Here is an 18,804-nt window from a genome sequence, read left to right as displayed (position 1 = left end):
CCTTTTCATTTTCGTTTCGGAGACGGATTGAAGCTATTGCTTTTACCCGTTGTTGGCAAATGTAATTCATAGAAGGCACTCAAGGACTATAATTCTTTTCATAGAAGAATTGAGTGTTCCTTGTTTAAAGATCAAATCGTAAAACTTTTGTTTATCTCCAGTTCTTTTATAAGCAGCATAATCCTTGTAGAACCCGACAGAATTTTCCATTTCTCTAATTGCTTGATACCATTTACCCCTGAAGTTAAAATACCTTACTTCCGATATCATTTTAATAATTGAATCTTGATCAGTCATTGAATTAATCTTGGGATAGTATCTTTCATATTTGTATACCTGAGACTTTTCTGTGGAATTGATTTGATCTAATAATCTTGCTTTCACATAAGGCGTCTGATGTGGAAGAAACATTATACCATCTTCCTCTACTCTGTCATAAGAACTATTCGGTAAGATCCAAACTGAATCTGGATGATAATATAACTCTGATTCTAGTTGACTTTTCTCAAATCTTTGTTTAATCTCTATAGGGATTTTAACCCATTCTTTTGAATCACTTTTTGAGTAATCCGCAATAAATTCAAGATATGAGTCCGAAACATTCTCATTCAAATAATTAGTCTTTAGTATACTTTTCTCAAAGTCAGCTACAATTAAATCTAATGTTTCAATGTTCTTTGGGCCAAGAATATTTTCATAACCATTATTTCCATTACGATTTGTGCAACTTAGAAGAATTAAAAATAAAAGCAGAATCGTTCTCATATATATTTGCCAACTGGTTTTATATAATTCAACAATACCAAATATCAGTAATTATCCTGGGATAACGACGTATTGTTTGAGTTATTTTGGGATTTTGATAGTTGCTTTAAAATATGGTCCAAGGGGCTTTCTATCGCTAACATATCTCTTTTGCTTACATGTGTATAGATCATCGTTGTTTCCGGTCTCGAATGGCCCAGCAGTTCCTGAATATACCTCAGGTCCACCCCTTGTTCCAGCAAATGTGTGGCATAGCTGTGCCTCAAAGTATGCGGAGTTACTTTCTTTTGAATGCCGGCAAGTTTACAGGCCCTTTTCAAAAAACTCCTTACGCTCGTTGCCGCGTAGGGCCTCCCCTCTGTTTTTCCTTCTACAAAATATCGAACCGGCCGGTAGGTCATTAAATAATGCTGCAGCAATTGTCGGAAACTTTCTGCCATCTGTACATACCGGTCCTTTCTCCCCTTTCCGCATCTGATAAAGATCTGCCTTCTGTCCATGTCAATATCATTGAGCTCCAGGCCGATCAGTTCCCCGATCCTCAAACCCGAAGAATACAAAAGTGCCAGAACGGCTTTGTGTTTGGTATTTCTGGTATTCCGTAAAAGCTCAACAACCTCCTCTTTAGAGAGTACTGTAGGCAGGAACCTGCTTTTACCCGGACGCTCCAGGCTCAGGTTCTTAATGCCGCTTTCAGGATGAAAATTTGAAAATTGCTTGATGGCGCTGATCACCTGCCGATGCGTGCTCACAGCGTACCTCCTTTTTACGCAAACCTCCTCCACAAACCGTTCCACATCCCGGTTGCCGATTTCTGCCACCGGCTTGCCTTTTAAAAAAATGGTAAAATCCAGTATGTGGATATAATAAGTTCTCACTGTGCTCTCGCTCAGCACTTTTCCCCGAAGGTATTTTACATAACCCCTCAGGTTTGATTTATCACGAGCGGACAGGGCCTTGGCACTTCTGCTTCGAATCCCCTTGATCAGTTCCCTGTCTCTTCGTTCAATGCTTACCACGGGATTCTCGGGTCCTATTCCATTTAGATTGACCTTTCCTACCCGGCCAAAGGCATACCGCGCCTGCTGGAAGTTCCTATTTGAATAAGGGATATGCCAGCACCTGAGCTTAGGACTCCAGACAGCTCCCAAGGACCGGGCAATTCCAATAAGCCCCTTATCGTAATCAAACTGAAAAATAAGTTCCAGCGACCCATTGATCACTCTTTTGAAAAAATGAACCGGCTTCCTCATGATCTTTTTAGATTTAGAGGGCTTCTTGCGGGCACCCGTCAATGGTATTGACCAACCGGGTAATACCCAAAAAGAAACCTGTTTACCATATCTTGGTCCATCAGGGGCCATTAAGGTTAACAGGTTTGTTCTGGTATGTGTATTATCTAAAATCAGTGGGATACCAATACTCGCGTTACGCTCAGTCACAAAAGAGTGACCGAATGTTTCATTTCTATCGACATAATTGGGGAGACAATATTCAGCAGCTTATTGGTCTTAAAATTATTCATTTTTTCTAATATTTTAACATAATCAATAAGTTTTTTCTTGAAAAACAAGTATACTCTTGTTTTTCAATGTCATCAAAATCAAAAATTATAAAATCCGGTATCAGATATGGCTCAATTCTTCAATGAGTTCAAAACACCCGCCGTTTTTCAGGTATTGGGTATGATCCTCAACAGAACGAAAGTCCCGCTGGCTGATTTCTTTACAAAGCATCATATCATCGGTAAAAACATGAAAGCTTCGCATGATCTCTTGGGCTCTTGGATCCTCGCTGGGAGAACCTGCTTCATGTTTTTTACACCAGTCCAGAGCGTTCATCCATATGGTTGCTGCCAGTGCCCCACAGGCACTTCCACTGAGTCCTAAGCCTCCTGCAAAACCGGCCACCATGACCATCTCTTCATTTGAGGCGCCCATCTTACGGGCCACCTCCGTAGCACAGCTTTGTGCAAATTGAAAATCAAAAGGCTTTTCATCCAAAGATTTTTGGGCCTTTTCCACGGCTATAGGTGCCCATTCCTGTGCCAGCCTGAAACAGTGTAAAAACCTTCCGCTTAGCATATATTTGGCAAAACTGAGATTATTGTTAAAATCGCAACGGGTAATTTCCCGGCACTGGGTCGTACTTTCATGGGTTTCAAAAGAGTCCATCAATTCCCTGGTGGCTTCCACGGCTACCCGTATGGCCTGGGAAAGGTGTTCACAGCGTCGATAGGCTTCAGCACCTACTGCCAGCGAAGCTCCCCATAACATTCCGCACTGATACCCGGCCTTCATGATTCCTCCCGCCAGAGGATCAGCAGCGCGTTCTTCGGCTTTCTTGTTCTCGCCAAAAGCCCGGTTTAATAAATAAAAATAAGTTTGTGAACAGGTTCCTAACTTTCTGAATACTTTTTTTGCATCCTTGATACTTGCCTCGGCTTCCCTTCTCTTTGTGTCCATGACGAATGATTTATAATTTCACATGAAATTATAAATCAATTCTCAATTCCCAAATGATCTGGGTCAACAAGATCATTGATTCTCATTAGCCTGTAACCGTTTTCTTTGTAAGGTGGTTCCTTTGATCAACTGGCTTTCCGCTCCGTGCCCGAGGGCTTATTGCTTCTTCGCTTGGAAACAAAGAAATCGTGATAACTTTTCGGGTTTACCACCTCTCCTTTTTTCGATAACAATTTTATGGAAATGTTTCGCTCTTCCGCTTTCACCACAAAATCGTCAAGGATCTCGATCACGTCGTTATCAAGGTATTTTGTATTGGTTACATCAAGTTCCAGGAAAGAATCTTCGGGTAATCTGTCCAGCTCCTTCAAAATGGCTCCCTTGTTGAAAAAAGTAACTTCTTCAGCTAAAGTCATCTTGATCTTGCCATCGTCCACATCCTCTCCTTCTTTGTGCAAAAAGTGAGAGTTTTGATAGCTCTTGAACAGGATAACAATAATTCCAACCAATAGCCCCAGGCCAATACCCACAAGTAGATCCGTAAAGATGATACCCAGTACCGTAACAACAAACGGTACAAACTGCTTCCATCCCAGTTCGTACATGCTCTTAAACAGCGCCGGCTTGGCAAGTTTAAATCCTACCACCAGTAAAATGGCTGCAAGTACAGAAAGCGGGATCATATTCAACAGGTTTGGGATCAGAATAACCGATACCAGCAAGAACAATCCGTGTATGATGGCCGACATTTTGCTTTGGCCACCTGACTGAATATTTGCAGAACTTCTAACAATCACCTGCGTAATAGGTAATCCACCAATCAACCCGGAAATGATGTTTCCGGTTCCTTGTGCCAAAAGCTCCCGGTTAGTGGGTGTCACGTTTTTATGAGGATCAAGTTTGTCTGTTGCTTCAACACAAAGCAGTGTTTCCAAACTTGCCACCAGGGCAATCGTAAAGGCAACCACCCATACTTCTGTGTTGGTTATAGCGGCAAAATTAGGTATGGTAAACTGTGCCATAAATGAAGAAAAATCTTCAGGAACAGGTACACTTACAAGGTGTGAGGATGATATGGATAAAATCTCGTTCGACTTGGTCATGACAAAAAAGATAATACCTACAACTACTGCCACTACAGGTCCCTGGATCAGTTGAAATATCTTGGCTTTCTTTGAAAGTACCTTCTCCCATAAAATCAATATAGCCAGCCCGATTATCCCGATAAGGGCCGATCCTGGCTTGATAAAGTTAATAGCCTGAAAGATTTCGGAAAAGGTATTTTCCCCGTCCACCTGCAAAAAGGCGAAATCCCCTTCAGGATCCGCATCGTAACCAAAAAAGTGTGGTATTTGCTTTAATATAATGATGATCCCGATTCCCGTCAGCATCCCCTTAATTACTGAAGATGGAAAATAATATCCAATGACACCGGCTCTAAGCAGTCCAAAGATCAATTGGATGATACCTCCTAAAACCACCGCTACAAGGAAGTTCTCAAATCCTCCTAGAGCTCCAATTGAGGTCAGTACGATCGCTGCCAGACCTGCAGCCGGGCCGCTTACACCAATATTAGAGCCACTTAAAGCCCCTACTACTACCCCTCCTACGATCCCGGCAATAAGACCTGAGAACAAGGGAGCCCCACTGGCTAGAGCAATTCCCAGACAAAGCGGAAGCGCTACAAAAAATACCACGATACTGGCTGGAAAATCACTTTTTAAATTACTGAAGAGTCCTGTTTTTTTCATATTGTTCAATATTTGCGATTGGCAAATATAACAAAATATTCACACACAATAGTTTTACTATTATGGCAAAAAGTTAAAATATTATTAAATAGTGTAACTGTATTGACAATAAATGCCTAACTTTGAACTGTTCTTCTTTTAAACACCTGGCAAATGGCTGTAAACATTAGTATTACATTAAATCCCGGCCTTTATCTGAAAGACCCTCAGCAATCCAATTTGGGACGCAGAATCATAAAGCACAGTATCCTGCTGATCGAAAAATTAGGTTTTGAGCAGTTCAATTTCAAGAAGCTGGCAGAAAACATGAAATCTACTGAAGCTTCGATCTACAGGTATTTTGAGAACAAACATTTACTGCTTCTTTACCTGGTTTCCTGGTACTGGGAATGGCTTAATTACATGATCCAGATCAAAACCTTCAACATTGAAGATCCCAGAAAAAAGCTTGAGATCATCCTGCATACCTTTGTATCCATAAGCGAGGAAAATCCGGCCATTGATTATGTAAACGAATCCGCTCTGCACAGGATGGTGATTGCTGAGGGGACAAAATCCTATCATACCAAAGGCGTCGATGAAGAAAACAGCAAAGGTTTTTTCCTGAACTATAAAGAAATGGTCTCTACGGTTTCCGATGTGATCCTTGAGATAGATCCTGAATTCCCCTACCCTCATGCCCTGGCCAGTAATCTCTTTGAGATGACCAATAATCATTTCTACTTTTCGGACCACCTGCCCCGCCTTACTGATATCGATAACAAGGCCTCCCAGCATGAAGAAGTAGAAAAGATGCTGCGCTTCTTCGTTTCTAAATTACTGCCCTGACCTGCTGCCAGCTTGTTTTAAACCATATAATTGTATAAGATATACCTTCAGAAGGGTATATTACTAGATTTCAAGGCATTAAAAATACCCTCTTGAGGGTATTGTATGATTCGATATATCATTTTACATTTGATTTGGAAAAAGAAGATATTACTATTTAAATGAAGTAAATTTTATCAGGACATAAAAAGAATCGAATTCTTTGTTTAGCCTTTTGTCTTCACATTTCATCTTATCGGTCTCCCCTCAAAATCAAAACTTTTTGACGTGTGATACCTATGGGAAATTTTTATCTAAAACGATAGAATATTTACTGAGTTAAAACTGTATAAATGGTTTCCAGGATAAAGGAAATAACAACACGAAAAATCCCTCGAACTGACAGGTTCGAAGAAAAAATATCATGCAAACAAAGTCCGTTTATTAATCAAATTTTAATTTAAAACCCCTCATTATGAGAAAAATTTATTTAAGCGCTTTGGCGCTAATGATTGGAGCAATATCCTTTGCCCAGAACAATAAATCTACAGTTGTTCAGGACGGAGTCGATGGTACAAGTACGGTCAGCCAGGATGGAAGTTCCAATAACGCAATTCAATATCAGGACGGTACCACAAATATTGTTGGAATTGTTCAGAAAGGAAATGGAAATTATGCCAACCAAAATCAAAGAGACAATCAAGCTCCCGGCAATTGGGCTCATGCAAGCAATATTGCAACGATTAAACAAATTGGTAATGGTAACAAGGCATGGCAAACCCAAACCTACCTGTTGAAAACAGCTTTGGCTGAGCAAACAGGTAATAATAACGAGTCTCGTCAAACTCAATCAGGATTTGCGACCGACGCGAAAACCTATCAATCAGGTAATTCGAACAAAGCAACCCAAAATCAAGCTTCAACGGCAGATAATGCCTATATCAGACAGCCTGGAAATTCAAATGTTGCTATTCAAAACCAAATTGGTGGACGATACAACAATGTGGAAGCCGTACAATCTGGAAATGGAAACCGTTCGAACCAAACTCAAAAGGGATATGCATCTGGTGGAGATAGAAATATCGCAAAAGTGAATCAGTCAGGAAATTCTAACAGGGCGGTTCAGGATCAATCAAATCCTGGAAATATTCACGCCTTATTTCCTTCAAACGTAGCTGAGATCTATCAAAGTGCAGATGGTGGAAATGCGGTACAACATCAATATGGCACTGACGGTTACCAAAAAATTGATCAAAGAAATGGAGGATCAAATTACGGTTACCAATATCAGGATGCAGCTTCTGAGTTAGGAGATGCAACCTTACTGCAAAACGGAAGCGGAAACTGGTCACAGCAATGGCAGTATGGTATGAACAATAGCTCTGATGTGAACCAAACCGGAAACAGCATGTGGAGTAAAGTAACTCAATATGGTTCTGGAAATTCGAATACTGTAGTTCAAACTAATTAACTAACAAAAGGTACCTAACCATTAGAGTTGGGTACCTTCTTTGAATCATTTAACATACATACAAACCTGATAATAAAGTTTAATTTAAAACCCCTCATCATGAGAAAAATTTATTTATGCGCTTTAGCGCTTATGATTGGAGCAATATCTTTTGCTCAGAACAATAAATCTACGGTCGTACAAGAAGGTATAGATGCCGTAAGTAAAGTTGTTCAGGATGGAAGCTCTAATAGAGCGATCCAATACCAAAGAAACAGAGAAGGTTTGGTAGATATTTACCAAAAAGGTAATGGAAATTATGCCAATCAAGACCAGAATCCAATTTATCAGGGTAACCCGGCTAACGTAGTAACTGAGAATCGTGGAAAAGAAGCTGTTGCAAAAATTAAGCAAATTGGAAATGGAAATCGAGCTTGGCAAACTCAAACTTGGGATAATGAATCGGCTTTTGCAGAACAACGAGGAAACAATAATACCTCTCGCCAGTTACAAAAGGGTGCTGAAAATATCGCTGATGTAAAACAATATGATAATGGTCATACCGCTATTCAAAACCAATATGGAAGAAGAGTAGAGGCATATATAAACCAATCTGGCGCAAATAACAGGGCTAAACAAACTCAAAATAAAGGTGGTTTTGATGATTATGCAAAGGCAGTTCAGTCTGGTAGCAATAACTACTCAGAACAAACTCAAATGGGTAAAGGAAAAGGTCGAGGTCCTTCTAATGCGAATTATGTATATGTAAATCAGTCAGGAAATGGCAACAGAGCAATTCAAGATCAGTCAAATGACTTAAGTAATAATCAGCGTAATGTGGCAGAGATCATTCAAAAAGGGAACAATGGCCTGGCAATTCAAGATCAATATGGCACTAATGGAATGCAAAAAATTGAACAAAAAAATGGTTCAAACAATAATGGTTACCAATATCAGGATGCAGCATCTGAATTAGGAGATGCAACCTTGATGCAAAACGGAAGCGGAAACTGGTCACAACAATGGCAGTATGGTATGGGCAATAGCTCTGACGTGAATCAAGCAGGAAACAACATGTGGAGTAAAGTAACTCAAACAGGTTCTGGAAACCTGAATACAGTTGTGCAAACGAATTAATCTTCAGATTTGCTCAGAACATATAATAGTTAAATCTATTAAGTAATTTAATTAGCAATAGCGCCTAAAAACGCTATTGCTAATTTTCAAATTTAAAAATATCATGAAATGAAAAGGACAGTACTTTCATTATTATTCGGTTTGTTGAGTTATCCTGTGTTGATGGCCCAATTATCAGATAGCAATACCGAAGTAATCAATCAATATTTTCAGGTCAGTGTGAATGAGACTATGGTCGCTAAAACGGATAACGTTAAAACAAAACCAAAAGCAGGGGCCTATGTTGAGATTGTTCAGACGGGAGCTGAAAATAATATTAGAATAAATTCTTTGCAATCAGGAGATGAGCAAGTTATAACCCAGTCAGGGCAAAAAAATAATTACGAGTATTATAATTATTACTCTAATGAAAACTCCAGTATGCAGGTGAATCAGGAAGGCACCTTGAATTCAGTTCAGGTTTTTGGAGAAAACTCCCTGATGAAAGATGCGAAAATCAATCAGAAATCGGATTTTAAATCCATAGTGGTAAAGAATTATACCCGATAATTGAAGCAAATTTTAAAAAATACAGTTTTATATTTTTTCCTTTTTGGCACCCTGAGCATATTTTCCCAGGAAGGCAGAGAGGCACGCGATGTAAAGGCGAAGATCAATTTGTTTCAAAGCGACATCTTTGTGCAAATTGATGCTGTGATTGAAAATGGAGCCCATATTTATGAGGAAAGGTTAAGTTATCAATTGTTGCTACTTCACCGACAGGTGGGTACAAAAAGTTATGAAAAAGAAGAGCGCAGTGGTAATTTTGAATTGTTACCCAATGAAAAAAAAACCATTGCCAGCTATAAATTTAACATTGAAGAAAACGAAGAATTAAAGGCGTTCCTTTTTGTTCGGGATAAGAATAAATTGATCGCCAAAGATTCTGTCAATATAAACGAGGTGGTGGAAATTTTGCAAACCACTTCTATTCGTGAAGATGAAATTGAAATAATAGGCTTGGTAGTAGAAAATGTCAAGACGAAAATAGGAAAGGATTTTTACGATTTCTTTTACCAGAAATACAATGCTAGTGGGGCCAAATACCCATTTGTGATCAATATCAATGAAAAACCATTTCTGGGAGGAAGAGGCGCTCTTGTTTCAGTTGAAATAGGTGATGATAAAATTTTCGAATTTCAGGCCAGGCCGGATGAAGAGATGTTACAAAATGCTGCGGCCTATTCTTTGAAATTGATCGAAAATTATAGTAAAAACAGAAATACGACAGAAAAAGTTTATTAATAAAAATTGCAAATTATGAATTGGTTAAAACGTTTAATTTCGTTGCTCTTTTTATTTGGAGCACCCTTGTTTATGGCGGGGCAGGAATTGGTCTATGAACCCGTTAATCCCGCTTTTGGAGGAGACACTTTCAATTACCAGTGGTTGTTAAGCTCTGCCGAGGCGCAGAATATCCATGAAGAAGACAATGGCTTTTCTTTTGATGAACAATCAGAAATAGATAGTTTCAGTGAAAGTCTGAACAGGCAATTGCTCAACAAGATATCGAGCGACTTGTTTAGAGAGCAATTTGGAGAAGGAGAGATCCAACCCGGAACTTACATGTTTGGTAGTCTGGTACTCGAAATCTCACCTTCAACGGAAGGATTGCTTATCAATATCCTGGATACCCAGACCGGAGATCAGACTCAAATTATCATTCCAAATTAAACATCAGATGTTTAAACAAACTATCGTTGCATCAATACTGTTGGTATTGATTGCTGGTTGTGGGGCCAGATTGAAGCAACCTTTTCAGACTGAAAGCGCCAGAATTGGCGAGGAAACAAAACCCAAGAACTCAATATTGACAGGTGTATTGCCTGAGGAACCCATTGTGGTGGGCGTATATAAATTCCGTGACCAGACCGGTCAATACAAACAGGTAGAAAACGGAACGAGCTGGAGTACCGCCGTAACTCAGGGAGCTACGACCATATTGTTGAAATCACTTGAAGACTCAAAGTGGTTCACTCCTATTGAACGTGAAAACGTCAGTAATTTATTGAATGAACGTCAGATCATACGCTCAACCCGTAAGCAATACTCTAACGGACAGAATGTACAAGATGATTCTGATTTACTTCCACCTTTACTATTTGCGGGAGTGATTCTTGAAGGAGGAATTATTTCTTATGATTCCAACATTGTTACGGGAGGTGTAGGTGCAAGGTATTTTGGAACCGGAGGATCCAGCAAATACAGGGAAGACAGGATAACCATTTATCTCAGGGCAATCTCAACTTCCAATGGAAAGATCCTTAAAACGGTATATATTTCCAAAACAATCTTGTCACAAGCCATTTCAGCCAGTGTGTTCAGATATGTCGATGTCAAAAGGCTGCTCGAGGTTGAAATAGGTATCACTCAAAATGAACCCAAACAACTTGCGGTTCAGGAAGCCGTGGACAAAGCGGTTGAAGGCCTTATCATTGAAGGCATCATGGATGGCTTATGGTCACCCCAGGGAGGCCAACCAGAGATCGACAGAATTTCTGCTGCCTACACAAAAGAAGTCGAAGAGGCTAAAAAAACCAAATTATATAACAGGACCTTCGATGACAGAAGAAGCAAACACTCAGCAGGTCTTGTAATGGGAGGAGCCTTGATGAACGGAGACTACTCCCAACAGGATGTGAGCTATAATCTACAGTTGAATTACAAATTCCTTTTAAATAACAAAAAGTGGGGTCTTAACCTGTCTGCTGGCATACTTGAACTTGATAAAAATAATGAGGTTTCAAGAAATTACGACACCACTCTTGACGCTAATATGGAATATATCTTCCTGCCCTATGAAAACATAAGCCCCATAATTTATGCTGGTATTGGGACAATTTCAGACAGAGGGTTTAGTGATATGCATTTTAAGTTTCAATGGGGTCTGGGCGTTGAGTTTTTACCCACAGACTTTTTAGGCCTTCAATTATACGGAGAACAGAACATCACCTTTACGGATGAATTGGATGGTCTGGTCCAGGGAAAAAGGGACGATTATTTTTGGAGGTTTGGTTTAGGAGTTAACTTTTATTTTGGAAGATAGTTATGAAAAGTATAAAATATAAAAAAAATAGCATGAGATCGAATTTAATCATCATCATCACGGTATTGATATCGGCGGTTTTTTCATGTAGTGAAGATACGGTTCCTTATTCTGGTGTGGGAAGCATAACCGGAAGGGTTGTAGAGGCAGATAATTTTAAACCCATAGGAAATGCAAAAGTTGTATTAACTCCAACAAATAACACTGTTTTTACCGACAGTCTTGGATATTTTGAATATGAGCAGGTTGAGGTTGGAGACTATTCGGTAAGCTCAACCAAAGAAGGGTTTTTAACGGCTTTCAAGCCTGTTACCGTTTCTCTTAATCTGGAGGTGAATACAGTTTTTGAAATGGAGATTGAGACCAGTGGAAACAGGCCTCCCTCTGCCCCCAAACTTTTAAGTCCGGAAGATAATGCTACCAATGTTGATTTGGCGGTCGAATTGGTATGGAGTGCCTCGGATCCTGATCTGGATACCATTCATTATACGATCAGGATCAGAAATGACCGAAATGATGAAATTGAGATGGTTGAAGATCTTCTTGATTCAACCTACGTTTTGTCAAATTTGACGAATAACACCAAATATTTTTGGGAGGTTAGTGCCTCAGACCAGATCAATGAACCGGTATGGAGTCCGGCCCAATCATTTAGAACAAAGGAAGCTACAGAGAATCGTTTCTTATATGTTAAGGAGGTCAATGGAAACAATGTGATTTTTTCTTCCGATGATCAAGGTAATGACTATGCTATAACAAATAGCAATATCAATAGCTGGAGGCCAAGGAAGAATTTGGCTACCAATTTAGTTGCCTTTTTAAGAACTGAGAATTTTGAAACTCAATTGTATACCATGAATCCGGACGGGTCAAATGTCTTTAAAGTCACCTCAGTATCTGTTGATGGATTTAAGCAAAGTGAACTGGATTTTTCATGGTCATCCAATGGCTCAAAATTGATCTATCCTCATTTTGATAAGCTTTATGAAATCAATAAAGATGGAAGCGGGCTAAGGCTGGTGCATCAGACGCCGGACGGAAGTTTTATTTCAGAGTGTGACTGGAGCAGTGATGGAAACCTTATTGCCTTGAAAACGAATAATTCAAACGGATACAACGTGAGGATTTATACAATTGATCCAAACGGTGCTATTGTTGACAACATACTTTCAGGTGTCAATGGTGCTGCTGGTGGTCTGGACCTTTCTATTGACAACAAGCTATTGTTGTATACTTATGACGTTTCTGAATTTGAAAGTGCCTCATACAGGCAACTTGATTCTCGTTTGTTCATATATAATTTTACAACCGGAGTCAGCAAGGATGTTTCAGTTGATAAAGAAAACGGAACAATAGATATTGACCCTAGGTTTTCTCCAAGTGAGGCAGAGATCATCTTTGTAAACACCCCAAATGACGGTATTTCCGGTAAATCCATCTACACCCAGTCAGTAGAACAGGATAGTGATGAAGTTGGAAACGGTTATAACAGAAAAGTTAAATTTGAAAATGCAATAATGCCGGATTGGGAATAAGTAAATTATTCAGTCAATTTATGAAAGGTCCGTATTTCGCGGGCCTTTCTAGTTTTTGACCTGCCATCTCCTTTTTCTTACGTAGGTATTTCCAAGATCATATTGTAAGGTAATCTCAGCAGTTCCGGCATTATTGCCGATGCTCGAAACAGGATAGTCATAAGAAAGCCCGATCTTGAACTTATCAAATTCCAGGCCCGTAATCGGGTTTATCGAAAGAAAACTGTTCGAGCCCTGAATTTCCTGATTAAATGTAGCAGAACTCAAGATCCCAATAAAAAAACTTGAAATTTCAAATTCGGCCCCAAAATCAATTCGGTCATAGGGCCCCTGGTGCATGTAATTTGCCGTCAGGAACAGATATGTACCATCTGTTTTTTGCGAATATCTGTCATCAGGCCTCAAGGTGATCCTGTATCCGCCATGAATGGAAAGGAACATTTCAAGAGGAAGTTCTTCCCCTTCAATAAATGAGATATTTGGTTTATTCAGGTGCTTTAGGCTAAATCCTATCCAGGCATCTGTATGGTACAAAACCATGCCCGCAGAAAAATCAAACAGATCGATCCTGTTTCTGTCAAGAAAAGATTCGTTAGAAGGATTTATATTTCCTGAATTTATGTCAATTTGGTCCTCAAACAACAGATTGTTAAAATCAAGTTGCTTTGCGGCATACCCAAAGCTGATTCCGGGAAACAGTGCCCACCTATCACTCAACTGAATATGAAAAGAATATAAAAGATTGATCTGGGTATATGAGAAGTTTGTCAATTCTTCTTTCTGATTGATCAGATTAACACCAAGCCCGCTGTTGATAGCGCCCAGAAAACCATCTCCGCTGGCATAAAATGTATTCAGATCACTTTTTACATTGAGCCACTGGTTTCTGTATCCGGCAGAGAACCTGGTGCTGTTGCGCGAACCTGCAAAGGCGGGATTCAAAATGGTTGGCGAGGCATAGAACTGAGTAAAAACAGGGTCCTGTCCCACAACCGGAAGGCTTGAAATAAAAAAAAGTATGATAACGATCTTTTTCATCTGATGAGCGTGAAGATGCCTTCTTTCTTTATGATTTCTTGTTTGTTCGATTCAGCTTCAATCTTGTAGAGATAGTTGCCGTTTTCCGCCGGAACACCTTTGATTGAACCATCCCATCCTGTTAAACTTGATCCCGACTCGGAGTACACAGATCTGCCCCAGGTATCAAAAACCTGTAAATACACGGTTTGAAAACCAATATAAACGGGTCTAAAGGTGTCATTAAGCTCATCTCCATTCGGTGTAAAGGCATTGGGAACTTCCATTTCGCTAACAGGAATTACCTCGATTTTGACACGTGCTTCATTTGAAAAATCATATCCGTCAAAGGCTCTGTAGGAAAAAGAATCTGTTCCAAAAAAATTGCTGTCAGGATTATAATCGAATGATCCGTCCGCCCTCAAGTCCAGAACTCCGTGAGAAACATCACTTTCAAGTCTCGTGGCCAGAGTATCTCCATCCGGATCAAAATCATTGATCAGTACTCCGTTCGATATATCCACTTGTAAGATCATATTTTGGTTCACCTCATAGAAATCATCGCTGGCAATCGGTGCATTATTTACCATGTTCACATTCAACCTGACCGTGGCCGGATTCGAATCAAACTCACCATCATTTGCTAAATACACAAAAGAATCTTCTCCAAAAAAGCCCGCTGCCGGAGTGTATACAAAAGAACCGTCCGGCATTAAATCGAGTATCCCATTAGAAACGTCTTCCTTTAAAATTGCTATCAAAATGTCATCATCCGGATCAAGATCATTCGAAAGCACTCCAGATTCTGCATCTATTTCCAAGGGTTCATTCTCATTCAATTCGTAGAAGTCATCTCTCGCAATCGGGGGTTCATTGGTAAAGGTGCAATCTTTATTAAACGCCGTCCATGGGTCTATATCTGTCCAGTTGGCTTCGGAATATGCTTCATCATCTACCTGAATACATGTCAGATTAACATTATTCGTTGAGCTGAATTTCTGAATAAGTGTATTAGCCCCATTCTTTATATTTAAGTCTTCCAAAAGATTGTAGTCACATTCCAGCGCGATAAGCAGTTTATTTTCTGTAAGAACCAGATTGGTCAACAAATTATTGCTGCAAGATAAGGTCCTTAACTTTTCATTTTGAGAAACGTCTAGTTCAGCTATCCGGTTGCTGAAACATGCTAAAATTGAAAGATTTCTGTTTTTACTTATGTTCAGGCTCTGCAGCTGATTGGAATGACAGTAGAGATCTTTAAGCTCCGGATTAAAACTCATATCCAACGATGATATTTGATTATCCGTGCAAGACAGTATTTCCAAAAACCGGCAATTTTCAAGTTTCATTGAGGTAATGTTCAGGGAATTCAAAATGAGTTCTTTCAATTTCCCTTCTCCATCTGTTCTTGAAACCGTAATGGTCACAAACGAGTCCCGCGAAACGGAAAGATCAAATACCGGTTCAGCCGAAGTTAAAACTACCTGGTCAGGCATGCCCTGAGCCGAGGCGCGCCACTCAAGGACCTCCCCTTCTGTAACCACCTTTTGAGGACTCCAAAGGGCATTTTTGGATGTAGTTGTAAGGCTGAATAACACCTCAGATTGTATCAATGATTTCCCCTTCTGATCATCTCTCAAAAAGTAAAAATCAAATAATGAAACCTTTTGAAGAAATACCAGTAAAAATACAAAAGTGAATTTTGAGGAAGCAATAATTTTGATCACATAGCAATTTTTAGTAAACTCCCTAAAAATAGGCAATTCAGGTGGCTCAGGCAATAATTTTTGTCACAATTATCACGGAATTTTCTATCGAAAAAAGAAACGGAATTGAAATTCTTGAATCAGTGCATTAAGTACCTTTTAGGTATATGAATTCAATAAATTTGATTAAGTTTAAACTCAATTATACCAAACGCATCCATGAATTCCAATTTTGAACTGCTTGACTATGCCATATTTGTCTGCTATGCCCTTCTGATTTTAGGCGTAGGGCTCTGGGTTTCCAGAGACAAAAAGGGCCATGAAAAAAACGCTGAAGACTACTTTCTGGCCGGTAAATCGCTGCCCTGGTGGGCCATTGGTGCCTCCCTGATCGCTGCCAATATTTCTGCAGAACAATTTATAGGGATGTCGGGTTCAGGATTCGCGCTCGGACTTGCCATTGCCTCTTATGAATGGATGGCGGCCCTGACCCTGCTGATTGTAGGAAAGTATTTTTTACCCATATTTATAGAAAAAGGCCTCTATACAATTCCTGAATTCGTGGAGAAAAGGTTTTCCAATAATTTAAAAACCATACTCGCCGTGTTCTGGATCGCACTGTATGTGTTTGTTAATTTGACCTCGGTACTTTATCTGGGGGCACTGGCCCTGGAAACCATCATGGGTATCCCCATGGTTTACGGGGTGATGGGCCTTGCACTTTTTGCAGCGGCTTATTCGCTTTACGGAGGGCTCTCAGCCGTTGCCTGGACCGATGTGATCCAGGTGATATTTCTTGTTCTGGGAGGCCTGTTTACCACCTATCTTGCACTGAACACCGTATCAGGAGGAGAAGGATTTATGGCGGGTATGAAAACCGTCTATAACGCTGCCCCTGACAGGTTTGCCATGATACTTGAAAAATCAAATCCTGAATATGTTAATCTTCCCGGGATCGGGGTACTTGTTGGAGGAATGTGGGTTGCCAACTTATATTACTGGGGTTTTAATCAATACATCATTCAACGGACACTTGCCGCAAAGTCCTTAAAAGAATCTCAAAAAGGGATCCTTATGGCAGCTTTTTTGAAATTGATCATTCCGCTCATCGTAGTCATCCCCGGAATTGCGGCTTATGTTATGGTCAATGATCCCGATATCCTGGCACGTTTGGGTGAGGCAGGGTTAAAGAACCTTCCCACGGCACAGCAGGCCGATAAGGCTTATCCCTGGTTGCTGCAGTTTCTTCCCTCAGGTTTAAAAGGCGTGGCCTTTGCAGCTCTGGCGGCGGCCATTGTCTCCTCACTGGCCTCTATGCTCAATTCAACATCCACCATTTTTACCATGGATATCTACAAAGAGTACATCAACAAAAATGCCAGTGACAAAGCCACAGTAAATACGGGTCGGATTTCGGCTGCTATTGCGCTTATCATTGCCTGTATCATGGCGCCCCTTCTCGGGGGAATCGACCAGGCCTTCCAGTTCATTCAAGAATACACGGGCGTGGTAAGCCCTGGTATTCTGGCTGTTTTTCTTCTCGGGTTATTTTGGAAAAAGACAACCAACAGAGCGGCTATCATCGGAGCCCTGTCCTCTATTCCAATTGCCATGTATTTTAAAGTGGCCCCAAAAGGCTGGTCCTCAAGCCCGTTTTTTGTTAATGTCCCGTGGCTCGACCAGATGGGTTATACGGCAATGCTTACCGGCCTGATCATCGTTATTTTCAGCCTGCTGCAAAACAAAGGCGCTGATGATAAAAAAGGCATTCCACTGAGCCGACAGTTCTTTAAAACGAGTCCTGAATTTAATATCGGATCCTTTGTGGTAATGCTTATCCTGGTTGCGCTATATGCGGTCTTTTGGAAATGATTGTCGTAACCGGATATCACTCCCCTTCGGCAAAAGCCTTGAACAGATCCAGGTACTTCTGAGACTGCTTCTTAAAAGAGCCAGGCATCAACCAGCCCATAAGTTTCATAAATCCGCTGAACTCAAAATGATTTTCAGAACGCCATCGGGTGGTATTTTCATCGATCGGTTCAAAAAAGTTTTTGACCTCGTTCCAAACCCCTTTAGCCTCATAGGTCCCCGAAAATTCTTTGGGCAGGTCCTTAACCGTAATGGTTTCAACCATTTCAACTTCTCGTTTTCCCATCTTGTACCTGAGTCTTGATTTGGCACCTACTTCACCTTTATCCCCGGAAAAATGCTCAAAACTCAATAATTCAGGCTGCCATTTAAAGAGATTTTCCTCGCTGTCAAAAAGTGAGATCACCTCCTTGAGTGATTTTTTGATCACCACTTCATTTGAATATTTCATACGTGCTGCTTTAGGGTTCTTGCCTAAAGTTACATAAAAATGAAAATATTAAAAAGTCATATGGTCCCCTATGGGCAGTAAAATGAGGTTTTTACCTTTATCAGCAAATGATTTCTGTGCTTCTTCATGGTCAATAACGATATAACCAAAAGTATCATAATGATAGCCCAGTACCTCATCGCATTCTATAAAATCAGAGGCAATGATGGCGCTGTCTATTCCCATGGTAAAGTTATCCCCAATGGGCAAAACCGCCAGATCGATCTTACACTGTAAAGGAATCAGCTTCATATCCATGGTAAGTGCCGTATCCCCTGCAACATACAAATTGCCATCACTGGTTTCCAAAATAAACCCTCCGGGCTGCCCTCCATAGCTTCCGTCCGGGAATGAACTGGTATGGACCGCATTGGTATAAGTTACTTTTCCAAATTCGAACTGCCAGCTGCCTCCGTGGTTCATGGGGTGCCCTTCAATACCTTTGGCCCCGTAATAGGATACGATCTCATAATTCGAAATGATCTTGGCCCCCGTATTTTTTACAATGGCCTCCACATCGGCAATATGATCCTCATGGGCATGCGTGATCATGATATAATCCGCCTTCAGGCTGTTGATATCAATATCTTTGGCAAGTTCATTAGGACTGATAAAAGGATCTACCAGAATATGTACATCGCCTTCTTCAATGGCAAGGGCAGCGTGCCCCAGGTAAGTGATTTTCATAAGAGTTTGTTTTTGCTGTTTTTCAATAAACACGATT

The 18,804-nt window shown here is 40.3% G+C and carries 17 protein-coding genes; 9 read left to right on the top strand and 8 right to left on the bottom strand.

The genetic code is table 11. The features are described 5' to 3' along the window. Positions 1–66 precede the first annotated feature (66 nt). The 4 genes from LCM02_RS02310 to LCM02_RS02295 all read right to left on the bottom strand — a co-directional run bounded on the left by LCM02_RS02310 (position 67) and on the right by LCM02_RS02295 (position 4,981). Entirely contained in the window at positions 67–765 is a 699-nt protein-coding gene (locus LCM02_RS02310; protein ID WP_224926705.1) for a hypothetical protein, read from the bottom strand. Between the two features lie 44 nt (positions 766–809). Next, the gene (locus tag LCM02_RS02305; protein ID WP_224926704.1) at positions 810–2,207 is read right to left on the bottom strand and encodes a tyrosine-type recombinase/integrase; all 1,398 of its coding nucleotides are present in this window, start codon (positions 2,205–2,207) and stop codon (positions 810–812) included. Positions 2,208–2,390: 183 nt separating this feature from the next. Continuing rightward, positions 2,391–3,230, bottom strand: a complete 840-nt coding sequence (locus tag LCM02_RS02300) for a C-GCAxxG-C-C family protein (RefSeq protein ID WP_224926703.1) — start codon at positions 3,228–3,230, stop codon at positions 2,391–2,393. Between the two features lie 125 nt (positions 3,231–3,355). Beyond that, positions 3,356–4,981: a SulP family inorganic anion transporter gene (locus LCM02_RS02295; RefSeq protein WP_224926702.1), complete on the bottom strand. Its 1,626-nt coding sequence runs from the start codon at positions 4,979–4,981 to the stop codon at positions 3,356–3,358. Positions 4,982–5,134: 153 nt separating this feature from the next. Between LCM02_RS02295 and LCM02_RS02290 the strand changes: the two genes are divergently transcribed. From LCM02_RS02290 to LCM02_RS02255, 8 genes are all read left to right on the top strand, one after another. Then, on the top strand, positions 5,135–5,809 hold the full coding sequence (locus LCM02_RS02290; RefSeq protein WP_224926701.1) for a TetR/AcrR family transcriptional regulator: 675 nt from the start codon (positions 5,135–5,137) through the stop codon (positions 5,807–5,809). Between the two features lie 454 nt (positions 5,810–6,263). Then, positions 6,264–7,259: a hypothetical protein gene (locus LCM02_RS02285; protein WP_224926700.1), complete on the top strand. Its 996-nt coding sequence runs from the start codon at positions 6,264–6,266 to the stop codon at positions 7,257–7,259. 99 nt (positions 7,260–7,358) lie between these two features. Then, on the top strand, positions 7,359–8,375 hold the full coding sequence (locus tag LCM02_RS02280) for a hypothetical protein (RefSeq protein ID WP_224926699.1): 1,017 nt from the start codon (positions 7,359–7,361) through the stop codon (positions 8,373–8,375). A gap of 108 nt (positions 8,376–8,483) precedes the next feature. Then, complete coding sequence (locus LCM02_RS02275; RefSeq protein WP_224926698.1) at positions 8,484–8,924, top strand: hypothetical protein; 441 nt, start codon at positions 8,484–8,486, stop codon at positions 8,922–8,924. Next, entirely contained in the window at positions 8,925–9,659 is a 735-nt protein-coding gene (locus LCM02_RS02270) for a curli production assembly/transport protein CsgE (RefSeq protein WP_224926697.1), read from the top strand. Between the two features lie 15 nt (positions 9,660–9,674). Next, positions 9,675–10,088, top strand: coding sequence for a curli production assembly/transport component CsgF (locus LCM02_RS02265; protein ID WP_224926696.1), 414 nt, complete (start codon positions 9,675–9,677; stop codon positions 10,086–10,088). A gap of 7 nt (positions 10,089–10,095) precedes the next feature. Continuing rightward, positions 10,096–11,460 (top strand): CsgG/HfaB family protein, encoded by a 1,365-nt coding sequence (locus LCM02_RS02260; protein WP_224926695.1) that lies wholly within the window; start codon positions 10,096–10,098, stop codon positions 11,458–11,460. A gap of 32 nt (positions 11,461–11,492) precedes the next feature. Further along, positions 11,493–12,995: a carboxypeptidase regulatory-like domain-containing protein gene (locus LCM02_RS02255; protein ID WP_224926694.1), complete on the top strand. Its 1,503-nt coding sequence runs from the start codon at positions 11,493–11,495 to the stop codon at positions 12,993–12,995. A gap of 48 nt (positions 12,996–13,043) precedes the next feature. Here LCM02_RS02255 and LCM02_RS02250 read toward each other — a convergent pair whose 3' ends face one another. Together LCM02_RS02250 and LCM02_RS02245 are read right to left on the bottom strand one after the other, a co-directional pair. After that, a complete protein-coding gene (locus tag LCM02_RS02250; protein ID WP_224926693.1) occupies positions 13,044–14,033 on the bottom strand; it encodes a PorP/SprF family type IX secretion system membrane protein in 990 nt (329 codons plus the stop codon). Beyond that, positions 14,030–15,739 (bottom strand): Ig-like domain-containing protein, encoded by a 1,710-nt coding sequence (locus LCM02_RS02245; protein WP_224926692.1) that lies wholly within the window; start codon positions 15,737–15,739, stop codon positions 14,030–14,032. Before LCM02_RS02245 ends, LCM02_RS02250 begins: the two co-directional genes overlap by 4 nt. A 198-nt stretch (positions 15,740–15,937) precedes the next feature. Here LCM02_RS02245 and LCM02_RS02240 point away from each other — a divergent pair, with 198 nt between their 5' ends. Beyond that, positions 15,938–17,590, top strand: a complete 1,653-nt coding sequence (locus LCM02_RS02240; protein ID WP_224926691.1) for a sodium/sugar symporter — start codon at positions 15,938–15,940, stop codon at positions 17,588–17,590. 16 nt (positions 17,591–17,606) lie between these two features. Here LCM02_RS02240 and LCM02_RS02235 read toward each other — a convergent pair whose 3' ends face one another. Together LCM02_RS02235 and LCM02_RS02230 are read right to left on the bottom strand one after the other, a co-directional pair. Further along, positions 17,607–18,041 carry an SRPBCC family protein gene (locus LCM02_RS02235; protein ID WP_224926690.1) on the bottom strand — a complete coding sequence of 145 codons (435 nt, stop codon included), beginning with the start codon at positions 18,039–18,041 and terminating at the stop codon, positions 17,607–17,609. Positions 18,042–18,089: 48 nt separating this feature from the next. Further along, complete coding sequence (locus LCM02_RS02230) at positions 18,090–18,767, bottom strand: metal-dependent hydrolase (protein WP_224926689.1); 678 nt, start codon at positions 18,765–18,767, stop codon at positions 18,090–18,092. Between the last annotated feature and the right edge of the window lie 37 nt (positions 18,768–18,804).

It is taken from the genome of Lutimonas saemankumensis (assembly GCF_020171465.1).
Classification (GTDB): domain Bacteria; phylum Bacteroidota; class Bacteroidia; order Flavobacteriales; family Flavobacteriaceae; genus Lutimonas; species Lutimonas saemankumensis.
This window is presented reverse-complemented; position numbering and strand designations above follow the sequence as displayed.